Source organism: Anaerotignum sp., assembly GCF_040307045.1.
In the GTDB taxonomy this organism is placed as follows: Bacteria; Bacillota; Clostridia; order Lachnospirales; family Anaerotignaceae; genus Chakrabartyella.
Genome location: NZ_JAWRKF010000012.1, coordinates 20113 through 39828 on the forward strand (window position 1 = coordinate 20113; position 19716 = coordinate 39828).

Consider the following 19716-nt stretch of genomic DNA (forward strand, 5'->3'; position numbering starts at 1 on the left):
TATTTTTACAACAGTAAAATGTTTATGAATTTGTGAAGTTTTTATTAATTTTTTTATTTCTTGCATTTTATGATATACTGAAATGAAAGATAGGAGCGTAGGATATGGCGAAAAAACTGAATGAAAATCAAAGGATTGCTGTTAATCATGGAGAGGGACCCATGATGGTGTTGGCTGGGCCTGGCAGTGGAAAAACCACTGTTATCCTGTGCCGACTGAAGCGGCTTTTATCAGAAAATAAAATCAAGGGAATACTGGTTGTGACCTTTACGAAGGCGGCCGCATCTGAAATGAAGGAAAGGTTTGGGCATAGGGGTGGCGGAAATGTTTTGTTTGCCACATTTCACAGCCTTTTTTTTCGCGTTTTGCGTAAGGCCTATGGGTATACTTCTGAACAGATTATTGGCGAAGAGGAAAAACATAAGGTTTTATTAAACATATTATCTGAAAAGAAATGGGCTATAGATGATGTGGAGGAGTTTACTTCACAATTTATTATGCAAGCATCATTTATGACAAATGAATTGTTGACACCCTTTGAATTTATACCAGAAGGGATGGATCAAGAGATGTTTCGCCAGTTGTATCGTGCTTACGATGGATATAAAGAGCGGTATGGAAAACTTGACTTTGATGATATGCTAAAACAATGCTATGAACTTTTTTTAGAGGATGCAAAGATTCTTGCCTGTTGGCAAGAAAAATTTCCTTATATAATGGTGGATGAATTTCAAGATGTTAATAGGGTTCAATATGAGTGTATAAAGTTATTGGCAGCACCCAATAACAATATTTTTGTTGTTGGGGATGACGATCAGAGTATATATAGTTTTCGTGGTTCTCGACCTGACTTTTTGCTTGAATTTGAGAGGCATTATCCTGAAGGTCAAAGTGTAACTCTTGATATTAATTATCGTTCCTCTCACCGAATTCTTTCTTTGGCAGGAAAGGTGATTGGGGTGAATGAGAATCGTTACCAGAAAGATTTAAAAGGCGTGAATGGAAAGGGAGAGAAGGTATCCTTTTTTTTAGCTGAGGATACAACGGTGGAAGCAGAGAATATTGCAGAAAAAATCAGTGGGCTTCTAGATGATGGAATAGACTTAAGTAATATTGCAATCATATATCGCACCAACCTCCAAGGGGGAGCTTTTGCACGGGCGTTATATCGTAGAGGGATTCCCTATACTATACGAGATGGTGCTGGCAATATTTACGACCATTGGATAGCAAAAGACCTTCTGGCCTACCTAACCCTTGGGGAGAGTGAAGAGGCTGATAGTGCTCTACGGCGGATTATAAATAAACCAAAGCGATATATTAGCAAGGATCTTATAGAAGAGGCAGAAAAAATGCCGTATACCTTACTTAGGAATTTTTTTGTCAGCCCTGGCTTAAAGAAATGGCAGGAGGAAAGCTTGGAGAGACTGCGTCAGGATTTAGTACAGATTGGAAAACAAAATCCCTATGAGGGTCTAAAATATATTCGGCGGGTAATTGGGTATGACGAATATTTGGAGGAATATGCTGCCTATCGCAAATCAAGCGGAAAAGCATTGATGGAAATTGCAGATGAAATAACGGAGTGTGCAAAAAATAGTACAGATGTACGTGAGTTTAGAAAAAACTTAGAAGAAATGAGCCGTCAAATGCAGGAGCAGTTTCGAGAAAAAACAGTTGCTCCCAAGGGGGTTATCCTTTCAACGATGCATGGTGCAAAGGGCTTGGAATTTTATGCAGTATTTTTGCCCTCACTCGTAGAAGGGGTAGTTCCCCATGAAAGGGCGAAGGAAGATATGGAAGAGGAACGGCGCCTATTTTATGTTGCAGTTACCAGAACAAAAGAGAAGCTTTGTTTATCTGCAACTTGGGAAAGGTATGGAAAAGAAACGATACCATCCAGGTTTTTAAAAGAGATGGGGCTAGAAGTAGAGGATTTATTTAAAAAGAAACCTTAGAAAATCGTAAGGAAATGTTAAAACATTCCTGTTTCACTGTTGTTATAATAAAAATAAAGCACGGAAGGGAATATGTGAGGTAAATAGGCTATTAAATGATAAACGTTACGGTATAATGGCGTTTTAAATTCTTCTTATTATTTCAAGTATCTCAAGGCTGGTAATGAAAGAAAGTTTTTGAATAGGCATTAAAATATATATTTTTTACCTGTATCTTACTAAATGATAAACGGAGGAGACTATGAATTATCACAAGAAACAAGGGTTGAAGAAAAAAATACTAGCGGTTATTGCTTTAATCATGGCGATTATCATGATTTTGAGCATGCTTGCTCCATTTACAATTTTTGCGGCGCCGATCACCCGGGAAGCAACTATTGTGTCAACAGAAGTAAAGGAAGAAAACCAGGTTGATGAGACTGTAGGCTCCTTGAAAAGTTTCGGCAATGATCAATTTGAGGTTGAACTGCAGGCAGGGTTTCGAGAAAATTATATTGTTAGAAAGGCAATGCCTGTTCGTGGGGTTATTACAAACCATGGGGATTCATTTCATGGTGAAGTACAGATTAAAGCCTATACCCGGGCAATGAACGATAGCAAGGAGTATGCCATTTATTACCAAAATTTGGATTTAGAGCAAGGAGCATCCAAGTCTATTGATATGGAAGTTACCATGGGAAATATACATAAGTATTTGGAGATTTCTTTGGTGGATGAAAAGAACAATGTTGTTTATCAGGATTATACTTTTTTGACTGCAAAAGATCCCAATACTATTATGATTGGGGTTTTAGGTGATAACCCTCAAGATCTAAAATATATTCATAATCTACATTTGGCTCAAATGGAGGATGATTCCATGGAATATAGTGGGGAGTTCAGCAAAAATTATGACTTCCCCCTTTTTTTAGATGAGAATTCTTTTCCCCGTTCCGTTTCTATATTACAAAGCTTTTCCGTGTTAGTGGTCGATGATTTTGATTTTTCTACACTCTCAGCTCAGCAGCTGAATGCACTACAGCAGTGGGTTTTAGGTGGAGGTACCCTTGTGGTTGGAACAGGTGCAGCAACTCAGAAAGTGTTCAAAGGACTAAGTTTACTATCTGATATTCAGTTTGAAGGCACAGCTGAAGTTTCCAATTTGCAAGGAATTTCGGGAGAGGTTACATTGGCCCAGCTGAAGGGAGATGGGCTGCAAACCTTAAAACGAGAGGGGGAAAATACACTTTTTTCAGCAGTTGAGGCTGGACAAGGTCGGGTTGTTATAAGTCATTTTTCGTTGTCCTCTGCGCCTATGGCAGGCCAAAATACAACTTTAAATATGCTACAAGAGGTTTTGCGGCAGGTAGCAGAATCCGCCTTTATGGTAACCTCCTACGACGAAGGTAGAAATTATGATCGTCTGCGATACATTGCGGGAGATTTTCCCCCCTTTGAAATGCATTCTGTGTACTTAATTATTGGAGCCATTGTTGTTTATATTTTGGTTGCAGGCCCTATTTTGTATTTTATACTTAAGAAAAAAGATAAAAGAGAAAAAGGATGGATTTTAGTACCACTTCTTTCGTTTGCTTTTATGGGAGTGATTTTTCTTTTGGCACAAAGCAGCACCTATAAAAATGGGTTAATGAATACGATTGCTTATGTTAAGATGCAGCAAGGATCAGATGTTGCAAAGGCAGATATAGGTATGGCATTGAAATCATCTGGAAAGGGAGACGTACTCTTTACTGCAGAAGAAAAAATGCCAGTTAGTATAGAATTGGAGGATTATTATTATAGCAATGAGCCCAAAAAGGAGAAATGCACATATCGCATTTCATGCGGTGACACAACGGAGGTGAACTTTGTTGAAAGCCCTAGTTGGGGCACTCAATACTTTAGAACCCAAAGCAGTGTTGATTTGGGTGGGAGTGTTGAAAGTACCGTTAGTATGAAAGATGGGAAATTTGTAGGTGAGATTATCAATCATACCAATATTGATTTTTATCGCATTACCTTAGTTTTAAATGGCTATTTGCAGGAATTTGATTCGTTAGTTGCAGGGGAAACTCTGAAAGTGGATCTCTCCACAGAAAACTTTGGCGAAGATGCTTGGATGCCTTATAGAGGCTATAACTATGAAGAAATTAGAAATAAGGTAGCAAATGGAGAGATGTCAAGAAAAGAAGCCTACCTAAGGTATGTGGAGCAGGATTTGTGCCAGGAATTCTTTGATTACAATCAGACGTCAGATTTAATACCTGTTACCTTTTTTGGTTTTAGCAAGACACCCATTGTCGGTGGAGAGAAGAGGGTTAATGGCAAACGGGTTATGGAAAATAGTATTTCTATGTATCATCAAGACTTCCCCTTGGAGTTATCTAAGCAGGAGGAGTTCCAGGTTGGTTTGAGAGGCGTTGTTGATGCTCCCATAAAGTTTGACCTATATGATGATGGAAAAGAAAGCAGAATATACCCTTTCGAGGACGGAGATTTTAATGTGGCATATATGATTCCAGAGGGCGTGCGTGTTGAAGGTATGGAACTTCAAATGGGAACAGACGCTGATGGTTTTATGGCAGAGGGTGTATGGATTTATAATCGTATTACTCAAGAGTGGGATGAAGTTGCTGTGGGTGAGCAAGTGAACGTAGAAAACTATTTAGATGAAAATAACCTTGTTGAGGTAAAACTGCATTGCTTTAGGGAGCGGGAAACAGGAGTTCCCCAATTATTCATAGAAGGGGGTGGCTTGTTTGCTGGAAATTAAGGACTTGATCAAACAATATGGGAAATTTACCGCTGTGGATCAGCTAACGTTATCGGTTGGAAAGGGTGCAATTTGTGGTTTTGTAGGGCCAAATGGTGCAGGAAAGACAACCACAATGCGTATTATGGCTGGCTTACTTAACGCAACAGGTGGTAATGTTATTATTGATGGGGTGGACGTCACAAAGAATCCTCGGGGTTTACGAGAAAAGATAGGGTATATGCCAGACTTTTTCGGTGTTTATGACAATTTGAAAGTAACGGAATATATGGATTTTTATGCTGGAGCCTATGGAATTCCTTATAAAGAAAGAAGGGCAATTATCGAAAACCTTTTGGAAATTGTAGATTTGGCTCATAAAAAAGAAAGTTATGTGGATTCTCTGTCTAGAGGTATGAAGCAAAGGCTTTGCTTAGCACGAAGTCTTGTTCATGATCCTGAGCTTTTAATATTAGATGAACCTGCATCGGGCCTTGATCCTAGGGCTAGGGTAGAGATGAAAGAGGTTTTAAAGCAACTGCAAGAAATGGGAAAGACAATTATTATCAGTTCTCATATATTGCCTGAACTTGCGGAATTGTGTACAGAGGTATGCATTATTAACCAGGGAAAGCTGGCTGCCCAAGGCTCGGTACAGGAAATTATGCAAAAGTTGAGCCAGAAACGAATGATTCAGTTACAATCACTGGGAGAGATGGATAGAATGGTAAAGATTTTAAGGGAGCAACCCCTAATTCGTTCCATTGAGGAGAATACCAAAGATGTAGAGTTTGACTTTGTAGGGACAAATGAGCAGCTGGCAAACATTTTGAAACAATTGGTTTTGGCGGATATTCCGCTGCTTTATTTTAAAGAGAAGGAAGGAAATCTAGAAGAAGTGTTTATGCAAGTTACGGGAGGTGAGAGCATATGATGAACCCTGTATTAAGGAGGGAGGCAATTACCTCCCTACGAGGATGGAAAAATTATGCAGTGCTTACTTTTTATTTGCTAATGATGACTTTGGGCGCAGGTATTTTCTTTTATACAAGTGTATTTCAGTCGTACCGTTTTGGGTTTGATCCACAAAGTGTGGTGTACTTGTATGTGGTTTTGGCAGCTATACAAATGGCTTTGGTTGTGCTTTCAGTGCCGGCATTAACGGCAGGCAGTATCAGCGGCGAAAGAGAGCGCCAGACCTTAGATTTATTATTAGTCACTAAGCTTTCACCATTTTCTATTGTAATTGGCAAGTTATTATCCTCAATGGCCTTTGTATTATTGCTAATTATCAGCACATTGCCTGTATTTTCTATTGTTTTTTATTTTGGTAGCGTTGGCATTGGTAATTTGTTGACTATGATTTGCTTTACGTTAACGACTGCATTTATGCTGGGAGGGATTTCTATCTTTTTTTCCTGCATCTATAAAAGGACTGTGGTTTCCATTATGTTGGTCTATATCATTACGGGGGTTTTGTGTTTTGGCACATTGCTTTTGGTATTGTTACCAATGATGGTGAGGGGATTTTATGAACCATCAGATGGGGCGACTCTAATAAAGTTAATCCCCAATCCTGGGGTGGGATTTTTCTCTTTGATTGATAATCAGATTGGAACTAATATTTTGCAGAGTGCATTTTTTAATTATACACAGGGTACCAAGAGCTCGTTTATTTTATGGGCATCAGGCAATCTTTGGATACTGCATATGACATTTCAGGTTGTTGTTGGATGTGTGTTTGTAGTTCTTGCTGCAAGCCTTATCAACCCTGTTAGGGAACACAAACAGAAATATAAAACGAACGTCACCAGGAAAGCCAAGAAAGAGAAGAAAAACAAAAAAAGCGAGGAATAAGCTATGGGAAAAATGCAAGCCCTATTGACTCCCCTAAAAAGAAAACTATTTTTAGAAGGATTTTTACAAAAACTTATTCGGCTGTGGATGGCGGCAAGTATCATAGGGCTTGCCGTTGTTTTGCTGTCTAAAATCATTTTTTTTCCATATGCAATGCTTTGTGTGTTTACAATTTTTAGCCTGGCAACTGTTTTTGCCACTATGTTTGCTTTTTTGAAACAGCCTAAATGGCAGGATGTGGCAAAGACGGCTGACTCTTTGGGTGGGCAAGAACGAATGGTGACGGCATTGGAGTTATTAGAAAAGCAAGAACTTTCTAAAATAGAAAAGATGGTGGTAGAAGATGGAATCTCTATTGGGGAGCAAATGGATTTTTCAAAAAAATATGGGATGAGGTTTCCTAAGAAACCTTTTCTATGTATGGTTCTTTTCGTTACTCTGACTATGGCATCGGGCTTTTTACCATCACCTAGGGAAGAAAAAGCAGAAATTTATGCGCAGGCAAAGCTTGACCAGATAGAAAAGGTTATCAAGGAGGTTGAGCAGGATGCTACACTTTCTCTAGAGGAAAAAAAGCTCTTGCAAAAAGAAATGAAGGGGCTTGCAAAAGAACTAAAGCGGGTTACCACCAAAGAAGCTGGAGAAACAGCAGTGCAAGAAGAACAGCAAAAGCTGAAAAAACTTGAAAAAGATAGTGTTTCTAAAGAATTAAAACAAGTAGCAAAAGAATTTGAAAAACAGGAAATAACAGCTCCCATTGGGGAAGCGGCAGAAAAAGGCGATATAGGTGCCATTGAAAGTGCTATGGCTAAATTTCAGGAGCAGCTGAAACAACTTACAAAGGAGCAGATTTCTGCGTTGGGTCAACAGATGGCAACGGATGCTACCCAGATGTCCAGCGAGGACCTGGCAAAGGCGTTGGAGCAATTAGCAAAGGCCATGGCTGGCGGGACAGCATCTTCAGCGCAATTGAATCAACTAAAAAATCAACTCATTGCCCAAAGTATGCAAAATACGCAACTTAGAAAAGCGCTTCAAAATGCAAATATGCAACTTGGTGAAACAAAGATGGAACAACCATGTGAGAGTGGACAATGTGAGGCAACAGAATCTGGCCAGGGTCAAGGCCAGGGTCAAGGCCAAGGTCAAGGCCAAGGTCAAGGTCAGGGCGGTAGTGGGGATGGTCGGGGAACGGGCCATATTCAAGGAGAGGAAATTTTTACAAGAAAGGCCTCTGCAAAAGCAGACTATGACACGCAGGTTGGTGGAACAAAAAATGAGGGCGGAAATAGCTCTTTGACCCAAGAAAAAACCATTGGTGAAGAGGGAGAGCGTTTGCCCTATGAGCGAGTATTTTATAGTTATCAAAATGAGGCGATGAAGGCCTTAGACGAGCAGAATACACCTTATGGTATGCGTCAGCTGGTTGCAGAGTATTTCTCTACCTTGGAAAAATAGGAATTATAGTTGAGAGAAAATACATTGAAAAATCTCAAGAATGGTTTGTGGGGTTTTTGTGGGGATGTTTTGGATCTATTTATTGAAGGCAAAAAGATGTTAGTTATAAACCTTTTCAATGAGCACATTGCTTCATATAAAAAAGATTGAATTCCCAAATCATGTTTTAGTGATATGTTTGTGTTTTACGAAAGGGGGGAAGGTATGCGCTTTTTTACACCATGGGGGTTACTGGCCTTATTGGCTGTGCCCATTATTATTTTAATGTATTTATTCAAACAAAGATATAAAGAAACAAAAGTGCCCAGCCTTTACCTTTGGAAAAAGGCAATACCTCAGTCAAAGGCTCAGGAACCTTGGCAAAAATTAAGAAAAAATCTATTGATGTTTTTGCAAATTGGGGCTGCACTCCTGCTGGCCTTTGCACTAGGTGGTCCCTATATTATGGGTAAAGGCCAAGTGGTTGATTATGTGTTGGCCTTGGATTGTTCTATGAGTATGCAAGCTACTGATGTCCCTGAGAGCAGGTTTTTGTCGGCAAAGAAGGATATGTTACGCTTGGTTGAAGATGCGGCACCACAGACATCCTTTTCTGTGGTACTTTTACAAGAAGAGCCAATTTTGCTCTTGAGTGGGGAAAATGACAAAAAACAGGTGCTACGCTGTATACAAGAGACGGAAGTTACCAATGGTGGGGTTTCTTGGGATAAGGCCAAAACCATTGTGGAAGCGGAAAAAGAAGTTCTTGGTGGCGAAATTGTTGTTTTTAGCGATGATTTTGGTGGTTTTGGTGACCTACCCCTTCAAGAGAAGGTTTATAATAAAGCTGGTAACAATAGTGCCTTATCATTGCTATCCTACACAGAGCAGGAGGATGGCTTTTCAGTACTAACGAGGCTGGAAAATTGGGGTAAAGACGGTAATGAAAAAACTGTTACTCTCTATGTGGATGACACAGTTTTTGATACAAAAAGTTTTGTTTTGGATCGGGGGGAATCGGTAGATGTAACTTTTCGAGCAGTGCCAAAGGGTACGAACTCTATCATGGTGCGCCTGTTCCCTGAGGATGACTTGCAGGCAGACAACATACGGTATGAGGGAATTTCCTTGGCAAGCAGTGAAAAGATCCTGCTGATAACAAATAGTAATTTGTTTTTAGAAAAGGCAATTTCTGTAATAGATCAAGTTGAATTATATAAGACAACACCAGAAAACGCAAAAGACCTATCTGGATATGGATTATATATTTTTGATGGTTTTTTACCCGAAGTGTTACCCAAGGATGGGTTTGTTATGTTATTGAATCCACCAACAAATCATTACGTGACATTAGGAGCGGAGAAGAACATAAATGGTACTGCCCGAATTTCAGATAATACGGGACTTTCTGATATTTCCTCAATTTCATTTGAGGTTGCAAAGGCAAAGCCAATCCAAGCAAGTTGGGGCAAGCCCCTGGTGCGGGCTGACGGTGATACGCTGGCAATTTTCGGGGAATATGAAGGCAGAAGAATGGCGGTTTTTGGTTTTGATTTACATGATTCTGATTTACCTTTAACTGCTGGATTTCCAATTTTACTTTATCGTCTGATTCAGTGGTACTTTCCCCAAGGAGAGGAGGGTCTTACACAATTGCAAGCAGGCCAAGGAATTTCTTTCGCATTTCGACCTGAAACTGAAAAAGCCTGGGTGGTAACACCTAAAGATGAAAAGGTGATTGTGGCACCGCCTTTCCCATCTGCCCCTTTTACCAAAACGGAAAAGTTAGGGTTCTACTCTCTTGTCGAGGAAGACAGTGCCAGTAACCAAAGAACGAAAATATTTGGGGTTAACCCTAAAACCCAGGGAGAATCGGATTTGACAGTAAAAGGTGAGAAAATAGAAGCAAAGGAAACTAATGAAAAAACCATAGGGATAGGTAAGTCCTTCAGAAACTTATTGCTTTTGCTTTTGTGTTTGGTATTAATGATAGAATGGTGGGTGAATTGCCGTGAGCGTTGAGTTTTTGAAGCCCCATTGGTTATGGCTTTTGCCCATTATAATTGGGTTTATATGGTATGTAGCACAAAAAGGACGATTTGCTTCGGCCTTCCAACGAAGACTCTGCTCAGGTATAAGAATTGGGGTCTGTGTTTGTATTGTGTTTGCTATGGCAATGCCCCATATTTCAAATAAATCTGATATTACCTCAACAATTTTTATAGTTGACCGTTCTGCCAGTGTAAAGAATGCTGATATTAGTAGCTTTATACGAGAAGCCAATGAAGCCAGGGGAAAAAAAGATAGTGTTGGGATGGTTTGTTTCGGCAAAGATGCAGGGGTGGAATTTTTACCTACATTGGAGGGGAATTTGCCTGTTGGTGGGTTTTTAACTTATGTGGATGAAGGAGCCTCTGATTTGGCATCTGCTATGAAACTAGGAGGAAGTATTTTGCCAAAAGATGCTGCAAAACGAATTGTTCTGGTTTCTGATGGAGAGGAAACCGGGGGGGATGCCGCGCTAGAGGCAAAAGTTTTGTCGACGCAAGGGGTTACCATAGATGTGTACCCCTTGGCACAAGAAATTGGACAAGAGGTTCAAATCACAGCGTTGGAACTGCCCGCTCTAATACATAAAAATACGGCGTATGATATTGCTGTTTGTATTGATTCAAATGTTGATACGGCTGCGGAGTTGCGGTTATACAAGGGGAATACATTGATTGCCAATGAAAAAATCCGTGTTACCGCCGGGGAGAGTCGAGTTGTGTTTTCTGACGTAACTGCTGCAGGTGGTGGTGTGTCTTATCGTGCGGAAATCACGCCTGAAAAGGATGGCCAGAGTAAAAACAATAAATTTTACGCCTATACTTATATTGATGATGTTCCAAGAGTATTGCTAATTGGGGACCAAAAGGATAGTCAAGGATGGAATGACATTATTTCATCTTCACAGTTACAGGTGGATTCAGTAACACCAGGTGCAGTTCCTGTTTCCATTGACCGAATGCAAGGGTATGATTGTGTAGTTATGGCGAATGTTTGCGTTGAAACTCTGTCAGAAGGTTTTTTGGATATCCTGGAGGTGTATGTACGGACTCTAGGCGGTGGCTTAATTGTCAGTGGTGGTGATGAATCCTTTGCTTTGGGTGGATACTTTCACACACAGCTTGATGCCATGCTCCCTGTTGATATGGAATTAAAGACAGAGGGCCAAGAACCAGATTTGGCAATGGTTATGGTTATAGACCGTTCAGGCAGTATGACCTCGGGAGAATATGGAATAACCCAATTGGAAATGGCAAAAGAGGCGGCAATACGAAGCTTGGATGGATTCAAAGAAAAAGATCAATTAGGCATCATTACGTTTGACGATTTGTTCCAATGGGCTGTGCCTATGACTTTGGTTAGTGGGGATAAGGCATCCATAGAACAACAAATTGGAAAGATTCAAGCTGGCGGAGGAACCAGTATACTGCCTGGATTGACAGAAGCAGTGGATGTTTTAACCAAAACCGATGCCAAAGAAAAGCATATTATCCTATTGACTGACGGACAGGCTGAGCAGGATGGATACACCCCCCTATTGACTAGGATGAAGAACAATGGAATCACGTTATCCTCTGTAGCTGTGGGAGGGGATGCAGACACTACTCTCTTACGCAAGTTATCTAGTGAGGGGAATGGGCGGTATTACTTTACTGACGAGTTTACGGATTTGCCTAGTATTTTTGCAAAGGAAACATTATTAGCTGGAAAAGAATACTTGAATAACCGCAACTTTTATCCAGAACAAAAGGATGCATCGGCAATTTTATCTGCAATAACAGCGGTACCCACACTGGGTGGATACGTTAGTACTACTGCAAAAAGTAGAGCGGACTCCGTTTTTATTAGCGATCGAGGGGAGCCGATTTTATCAACATGGCAATATGGGTTGGGTAGAACTGCGGCATGGACATCTGATGTGGGTGGAGCATGGACAAAGGACTGGCTTGCAGCTAGTGAAGGTAGCCGTGTTTTGAGAAACACCCTTGGGTGGGTAATGAATGCACAAATGGCACAGAATATGAAGCTAACAGCGGAAGGTGGTGCAAAGAAAAGTAACCTGCGCTTAGAAATGCCTTTTGATGAGAAAATTGAGGGTGTAGTAGCTACTGTGTTGAATTCAAAAGGTAATGCCTATGAGTCAAAACTAGTAATGACCGCACCGGGAATTTATGAAGGTGAAATTGAAACGGCGGAAGAAGGGGCATATGTAGCCAATTTAGAGATAGAAAAAAAAGAAGGACTAGAAAATTTTAATACTGGTTTTGCACTATCCTATCCAAAAGAATATGATATTACCCAAAAAGGCCTAGGTTTATCTTTATTACAACAGATTTCCTCTGCTAGTGGTGGTCGGGTTTTGGAAGAAGGAAGACAAGTGTTTGAGTCTGAACCCCTAGGGGTAGTTTCCAAAAGGGATTTAACAATATTCTTTATGGTTCTAGCTATGTTGTTATTTTTGATTGACATCGCTTTACGTAGGTTTTCTTTTTTAGTATTACAAATGGAAGGTTTAATGCTTCAAAAAGGGTTTAAGGCTAAGTTCAGGCCAAAAGCCAAACCCATAAATTTTCAAAACCAGGAAATGAAGGATGCTATCAAGGAGGACAAATCTAAGAGTGAGGAAGAAAAGCCTGTCTCAAATCATAAACCTCCTGAAAGTACGGCTGAGAAACTAGTAAAAGCTAAGAAAAAACGTAAAAGTTAAAAAATGTTTCCTACATTGTCATAAAAATGTAATGTTATTTATTCGAATATATATTGTAATTTAAAAAATACTCCGTTATGATAGTTTTATTGGCTGTTTTATCGAAATTAAGCCATTTACATAACGGCGTATTTTTTTATAACTCATTTCCACCTTTGCTCAAGGTATATTTATCCGTTAAAGATAAAAACACTAAAAACTTCTTAAGCAAGTTTGGGGAAAAATCAAACTATAATAGAATAGGTTGATTCAGTTATAGTTAGGTTCAGGGTAGCCGTAGAAGTAGGGGGAGAATACATGGAAGAAAAAAATGCAGGAAGGCGTTATCGAAAGCAGGCGAGAAAAAGCAATAGAGGTATTATAATAGGGGTTCTAATTGTATGTTTCTGCTTAATAGGCGGATTTTCTGCTTATGCGTATAATCAAAACAAAAAAATAAATGAAATTATGGCTCAGAAGGGGATATTTCCCAAAGTAACCATTGAAGGTGTTGATGTAGGCGGATTAAGCAAAGAAGAGGCTCAAGATTTGTTGGTCCGTAGCCATGGAAAAGATGCGGCAAACCAAAAATTGGTTCTTTATTATGAGGATGAAGAATGGGTTTACTCATTCCAAGAAATTGGTGCGGAATATCAAGTGGAACAGGCAGTAGATGCTGCATATAACATTGGTAGAACAGGTAGCAAAAAAGAAAATAAGAAGGCGGTATCATCGTTGTTAAAATTTGGGGTAGATGTTTCTCTGGAATTTACCTATGATGCAACCAAAATGCAGGACAAATTAATTGAAGTGGCATCACAATTTGACCGAGAGGCTGAAAACAGTAGCTTGACACGTACCAATGGAAAATTCGTTATTTCTAAAGAAGTTCACGGACGGAAGATGGACTTGGAAGCAACCATGGTGAATGTGGATCATGTGGTTGAATCCATGGTGGGGGGAAGAGCTGGGATTGTTGCAGAGGTCACGGAACCTGAAATTACCTATGAAGATAACGAACATGTAACCGACCTAATAGGATCATATACCACAAAATATACAGCAAACGATAAAAATAGAAACACGAACTTGGTTGTGGGATGTAAATATTTAAATGGAAGCATTATAGCGCCAGGTGAAGTTTTTTCTGCGTCTGAGGGATTAGGCGAGCAGACTTATGAGCGTGGTTACCGAGATGCCGGTGTTTACGTAAATGGAAAAGTAGAGGCTGGAATGGGTGGTGGTGTTTGCCAGATTACATCCACACTGTATAATGCTGCTATTTATGCAGAATTGGAAATTGTGGAAAGGCATCCTCATTCTATGACCGTTGGCTATGTTCCTTTGGGTAGAGATGCAGCAATTGCAGGTAATTATAAAGATTTAAAAATTAAAAACAACACGGAGTATCCTATTTATTTAGAGGCATATGCGGCAAATGGTGTGTTAGAAGTTAAGCTTTATGGCCATGAGATCCATGAACCTGGCAGAAAAGTTGAGTTTGAAACTGTTTTTGAAGCCTCTATTCCGAAGCCTAATGAGATTATAAAAGAGGATCCTGAGAAACCTGAAGGCCAGCGAGAAGTCACTCATACTGGCCGAACGGGGTCAAAGGTTTCTGTAAATAAAAAAGTATTCCAAAACGGTAAACAGATAAGTAAGGATTGGTTTAGCAGTTCCTCATATCGAGCGGTTGCGGATGAAGTAACAGTAGGTACAAAAAAAGCTGGTGCTATCGAGCCGGTTTTTGTACCGACACAACCAGAAAATCCTCCTACCACAGGCTCTAATAGTGAAAATTCGTTTGGAATACAATAAGAAAAATGGAAGTAAGTACCTCTGAAAAGCACCATGCTTCAGGGGTACTTTCTGTACGAAAGGACGGAAGTATTATGTTCAAAATTGGGAAAATTCCTCCGGAAATTTTAGAGTCTATCGTTATGCATCCCATTAGGCAAAATGGCATTAGGCGGGATGATATTGTGTTGCGGCCCAAAACTGGTGAAGATTGCTCTGTGATTGACCTGCAAGATGAAATGTGTGTATTATCTACGGATCCGATTACCGGGGCAGCAAAAGACATTGGGTATTTGGCGGTTCAAATCAACTGTAATGATATTTTCTCAGCTGGTGCAGAACCAGTTGGGATTTTATTAACTGTTTTGTTGCCAGAAAAAAGTGATGAGTCTGTGTTGAAAGAAATTATGGACGGGGCATTAAAAGGGGCTGAAGAGCTAGGTATAGAGATTTTAGGAGGACATACTGAAGTTACAGATGCAGTGATAAAGCCTATTGTTTCGGCAGCAGTAATTGGAAAAAGTCGTCAGAGAAAAATAATTAAAACGGGCGGTGCAAGAATCGGGCAAGATGTCATAATGACCAAATGGGCAGGCCTTGAAGGCACAGCAATCATTGCTAAGGAGTACGAGGAAGTTCTGGTGGATCGGGTGCCTAAAGAGGTCATAAAATCTGCCCAAGGGATGAAGGATTTTTTGTCTGTGGGAAGGGAGTCCCTGGTTGCTGTGGGACATGGCGCAACGGCAATGCATGATGCTACAGAAGGCGGGATTCTAGGTGCGGTTTGGGAAGTAGCAGAATGCTCGGGAATGGGTGTGGAAATTTGGGAGGAAAAAATCCCTATAAGAGAAGAAACAAGGCTGATTTGTAATGCTGCTAAGATTGATCCTTTACAGCTAATTTCTAGCGGAACAATGATAATAACAACGGAAAATGGACAAGCGTTGGTAGAAAAATTGTCCTGTTTGGGGATTTTTGCAGCGGTCATTGGGAAGATAACTGAGAAAGAACGAGTTTTGGTGTCCGACACAGAAAGAATTATGCTTGGAGAACCAAAAAGCGATGCTTTATATTACGTGGATTTTCGGTAAGTAATTGGACATAAGAGGAAGGCTGATAAATATGAGAGATTTTGTGGCAAAACACGTAGTGGACTTACCCCCTTCGGGTATTCGTAAGTTTTTTGATGTAGTGGCAACTATGTCCGATGTGGTGTCTTTGGGGGTTGGTGAACCAGACTTTAAAACACCTCAACATGTTAGGCAGGCTGCTATAGATTTGTTGACAGAGGGCAGGACGAGATATACTGCGAACTTAGGTATCCCTGCATTGAGGGAACGTATTGCCCATTACTTGGAAAGACGTTTTCATACGGTGTATGACCCTACTAGTCAGATTATGTGCACCATTGGTGCATCGGAAGCCATTGATGTTGCTTTGCGTACAATTTTGGAACCTGGTGATGAGGTTTTAGTCATTGAGCCATGCTATGTCTCGTATAAGCCATCTGTAATTTTGCAGCATGGTGTGCCAGTTATTGTGACAACGAAAGTGGAAAATAATTTTAAACTGATGCCTGATGAAATAGAGGCGGCAATTACACCAAAAACAAAAGCAATTATTCTCCCTTATCCCAATAACCCCACGGGAGCAATTATGGAAAGAGAAGACTTGGAAAAGATTGCGCCTATTATCATAAAGCATGACCTGCTAGTCATTTCCGATGAAATCTATGCAGAGCTTACATATGGCGATAAAGACCACATCTCAGTTGCTTCAATTGATGGAATGTATGAACGAACCATAGTGTTAAATGGCTTTTCAAAATCGTTTGCTATGACGGGTTGGCGTTTAGGCTATGCTGCAGGCCCAAAAGATTTAATTGCTCAAATGAATAAAATTCATGCATATGTTGTTATGAGTGCCCCGGTAATGAGCCAACAGGCTGCTATTGAGGCCTTAAGGGACGATGTTCTTTGTGATGGAGATGTGCGAGTGATGAGGGAGGCATACGACGAAAGAAGGAGATATCTACTGGAGGAGTTTAATAGATTGGGATTAACTTGCTTTGAACCAAAGGGGGCCTTTTATGTCTTTCCTTCTATCCAAAAAACTGGATTAAGCTCCGAAGAATTTTGTGAAAAGCTGCTTTTTGAAGGTGGCGTAGCGGTGGTACCAGGAAATGCATTTGGTCAGTGCGGAGAAGGGTTTATTCGTATTTCCTATGCATATAGCATGGATGAATTACGGGTTTGTATGGGGAAAATAGAAAGTTTTTTAGTAAAATATAATCAGTAAAAGTTAGCGGCGAATTGGAGGTGCCTAATACAAACCTTTTTTCATATAAAGATTGTTCCAATCAGTTTTTACAAGGGTAGTAATTTTTTTTGCAACAGTAACATTCCATAACAATATCATGGGGGAGGACAACTATAGTTTTTTTGCACCTTTTGATAAATTATAGCATAGGTTAATATAATTTTAACCTTTCGTTGATTGACGAAGACGGGAAAATGTGAGATGATATACCTAATTATATTTTATAAAAAGGAGAGAATTTAGTTTTGGAATCAGACGGAGAAAATGACGCCGAGAGTTGTGAGAATTGCATATTAGTCTATAAGATTATGAATACAAGGGTATACTTTGTCTATAACATAAAATGTTACAGGTGAGGTATGCCTTTTTTTGTTGTCTTATTGTAAGGAAATTAAGGAGGAAGAATTGATGTTTTTAGGTCCAATCATTTTACAAGTAGTTTTAATAGCATTGAATGCCGTCTTTGCCAGTGCAGAGATAGCAGTAATTTCAATGAATGATGCAAAGATGAAAAGAATGGCAATGCATGGGGATAAAAGAGCAAAAAGGTTGCTTTCTTTAACAGAACAACCAGCAAGATTCTTGGCTACAATTCAGGTGGCAATTACATTAGCTGGCTTGTTGGGTAGTGCGTTCGCAGCTGAAAATTTTGCGGGTGAGTTGGCACAAATGATGCAAAATGAGGGGATAGATGCACCTTTAAGTGTTCTGCGCTCCTTCTGTGTTTTTGTGATTACCTTAATTTTAGCATATTTCAACTTGGTTTTTGGAGAATTGGTTCCCAAGCGTGTGGCTATGAAAAATGCGGAAAAATTGGCCTTGGCTATGAGCGGAATGCTTAGAACGGTATCCAAAATATTTGCACCTTTGGTATGGTTGTTAACGGCATCCACAAATGGAATCTTACGTTTGATGCGTATTGACCCTGAGGATGAGGATGATGTAGTTTCAGAAGAAGAAATTTTTATGATGCTAGATCAAGGTAATGAAAAAGGAACCATTGATATTGAAGAAAGCACGTTTATACGTAATGTGTTTGCCTTCGACGATACCCCTGTTGAGCAGGCGTGTACCCATCGTGTAGACGTCGTTATGTTAGAAATTGAAGATGATATGGATACGTGGGAAAAAATAATTCTAGAAAATCGTTTCACATACTTCCCTGTTTGCGGTGAAGATAGTGATGATATTATCGGGGTATTAGACACCAAAACATACTTTCGGTTGAAAGATAAAAGCCGGGATACGGTTATGTCAGAAGCAGTAGAAAAACCTTTTTTAGTACCCGAAACAATGAAAGCAGACGCATTATTAAAGAATATGCGTGCTAACAGAAAGCACTTTGCTTTGGTTTTGGATGAGTATGGTGGCTTAAGTGGGGTAATCACCTTGAGGGATTTGATTCATTTGCTGATTGGAGATATGTTAGAGGACACAGAAGAAGAAGAAATTATGAACCTTTCTGAGGACACATGGAGAATTATGGGCTGTGCCTCCTTAGAAGATGTAAGTGAGGAGTTGGAGATTTCCTTGCCTGTGGAAGAATATGAAACATATAGCGGTTTTATTTTTAGTGAGTTGGGAAGAATTCCAGAGGATGGTAGTCGATTTAGCTTAGTCACAGCTGGCATGGAAATACAGGTGAAGCAGGTGGAAAACCACAGAATCGGTGAAACCATTGTTAAAGTACTTCCTAGGGAACAGACGAAAGATGGTGAGGAATAATTCAGTAAGGTTGAAAACAAAAACAAAGGATGATATACTTTTAAAAAGTATAATAGGTTAAAAAGCTCTATCTCAAGGGCTTCTTTAAACCTTATGAAATTTATTTGGAGGGGATTTTTTGCAAGAGCAGTTAGCACAGCTTCAAAAGTGGATTCAAGAAAGTGATAATATTGTTTTTTTTGGCGGTGCTGGTGTTTCTACGGAAAGTGGATTACCTGATTTTAGAAGTGAAAATGGAATTTTTTCTGCCATTAGTGAATATGGGTATCGTCCTGAAACAATCCTGAGTCGATCATTCTTTCAACAATACACGGAAATCTTTTTTCAGTACTATAAAAAAACGCTATTATATCCAGATGCAGAGCCAAATGATTGCCATAAAGCATTGGCAAAACTAGAAAGTGAAGGAAAACTAAAGGCTATTATTACACAGAATATTGACGACTTGCATCAAAAAGCAGGTAGTAAAAATGTATTAGAGTTGCATGGAACCCTTTATCGGAACTATTGCTTGAAATGTAAGCAACAATTTCCTTTAGAGTATGTGATAAAGGACGAAGGCGTGACACGATGCAACATTTGTGGTGGAATTGTAAGGCCAGATGTTGTACTTTATGAAGAAAATCTAAATGGCGAAACGCTGGAGAAGGCTGTTGAATATATTTGCAATGCTGATGTGTTCATTATTGGGGGGACTAGTTTAAATGTTTACCCTGCAGCGGGCCTAATTAATTATTATAGAGGCGAAAAAATGGTTTTAATTAATAAGTCGACAACACCCTTTGACCATAAAGCAGCCCTAGTCATTACAAAAAGTATTGGTCAGGTTTTTCGAGAAATCCTTGATTTTTAGGGGTTTTCAAAGCAACTAAAAAATAAATAAAAAAAATATGCAAATATTGCTTGACATTTTGGCATGTCTTAGATATAATAAATTCTGCGCTGTGAAGTGCTGTGAACTTTGAAAATAGAATAGCGTTTGAAAAACACACAACCCATAGTCAATTCAAAAGCATATGCTTTTAAAAGAGACAAAAGAGTTTGCTGGTTTCGAAAAAACCAGAGAAGGCCAGATTTAAGACTGGCAGGACAAAACTTTAATTTAAGAGTTTGATCCTGGCTCAGGATGAACGCTGGCGGCGTGCTTAACACATGCA

12 protein-coding genes and 1 rRNA gene are annotated in these 19716 nt (G+C 39.7%); all 13 read left to right on the top strand.

Translation table 11 applies throughout. From position 1 onward, the window contains the following. Window positions 1–104: 104 nt before the first annotated feature. Window positions 105–1958, top strand: coding sequence for an ATP-dependent helicase (locus tag ABVZ64_RS07355; RefSeq protein WP_352400381.1), 1854 nt, complete (start codon window positions 105–107; stop codon window positions 1956–1958). Window positions 1959–2199: 241 nt separating this feature from the next. Further along, complete coding sequence (locus ABVZ64_RS07360; protein WP_352400382.1) at window positions 2200–4710, top strand: DUF8725 domain-containing protein; 2511 nt, start codon at window positions 2200–2202, stop codon at window positions 4708–4710. Further along, window positions 4697–5623: an ABC transporter ATP-binding protein gene (locus ABVZ64_RS07365; RefSeq protein WP_352400383.1), complete on the top strand. Its 927-nt coding sequence runs from the start codon at window positions 4697–4699 to the stop codon at window positions 5621–5623. Before ABVZ64_RS07360 ends, ABVZ64_RS07365 begins: the two co-directional genes overlap by 14 nt. After that, complete coding sequence (locus tag ABVZ64_RS07370) at window positions 5620–6546, top strand: ABC transporter permease (RefSeq protein ID WP_352400384.1); 927 nt, start codon at window positions 5620–5622, stop codon at window positions 6544–6546. The genes ABVZ64_RS07365 and ABVZ64_RS07370 overlap by 4 nt, the downstream gene beginning before the upstream one ends. A gap of 3 nt (window positions 6547–6549) precedes the next feature. Further along, entirely contained in the window at window positions 6550–8004 is a 1455-nt protein-coding gene (locus tag ABVZ64_RS07375) for a DUF8809 domain-containing protein (RefSeq protein ID WP_352400385.1), read from the top strand. Between the two features lie 204 nt (window positions 8005–8208). Then, on the top strand, window positions 8209–10005 hold the full coding sequence (locus tag ABVZ64_RS07380) for a vWA domain-containing protein (RefSeq protein ID WP_352400386.1): 1797 nt from the start codon (window positions 8209–8211) through the stop codon (window positions 10003–10005). Continuing rightward, window positions 9995–12739: a VWA domain-containing protein gene (locus tag ABVZ64_RS07385; RefSeq protein ID WP_352400387.1), complete on the top strand. Its 2745-nt coding sequence runs from the start codon at window positions 9995–9997 to the stop codon at window positions 12737–12739. Before ABVZ64_RS07380 ends, ABVZ64_RS07385 begins: the two co-directional genes overlap by 11 nt. A gap of 297 nt (window positions 12740–13036) precedes the next feature. Continuing rightward, window positions 13037–14536, top strand: coding sequence for a VanW family protein (locus ABVZ64_RS07390; RefSeq protein WP_352400388.1), 1500 nt, complete (start codon window positions 13037–13039; stop codon window positions 14534–14536). Between the two features lie 74 nt (window positions 14537–14610). Next, on the top strand, window positions 14611–15606 hold the full coding sequence (locus ABVZ64_RS07395; protein WP_352400389.1) for an AIR synthase family protein: 996 nt from the start codon (window positions 14611–14613) through the stop codon (window positions 15604–15606). A gap of 31 nt (window positions 15607–15637) precedes the next feature. Next, a complete protein-coding gene (locus ABVZ64_RS07400) occupies window positions 15638–16813 on the top strand; it encodes a pyridoxal phosphate-dependent aminotransferase (protein ID WP_352400390.1) in 1176 nt (391 codons plus the stop codon). A 429-nt stretch (window positions 16814–17242) separates the two neighbouring features. Next, window positions 17243–18559, top strand: coding sequence for a hemolysin family protein (locus tag ABVZ64_RS07405; RefSeq protein WP_352400391.1), 1317 nt, complete (start codon window positions 17243–17245; stop codon window positions 18557–18559). Window positions 18560–18677: 118 nt separating this feature from the next. Next, window positions 18678–19412: an NAD-dependent protein deacylase gene (locus ABVZ64_RS07410; RefSeq protein WP_352400392.1), complete on the top strand. Its 735-nt coding sequence runs from the start codon at window positions 18678–18680 to the stop codon at window positions 19410–19412. Between the two features lie 245 nt (window positions 19413–19657). Beyond that, window positions 19658–19716, top strand: a 16S ribosomal RNA gene (locus ABVZ64_RS07415); the annotation flags it as partial.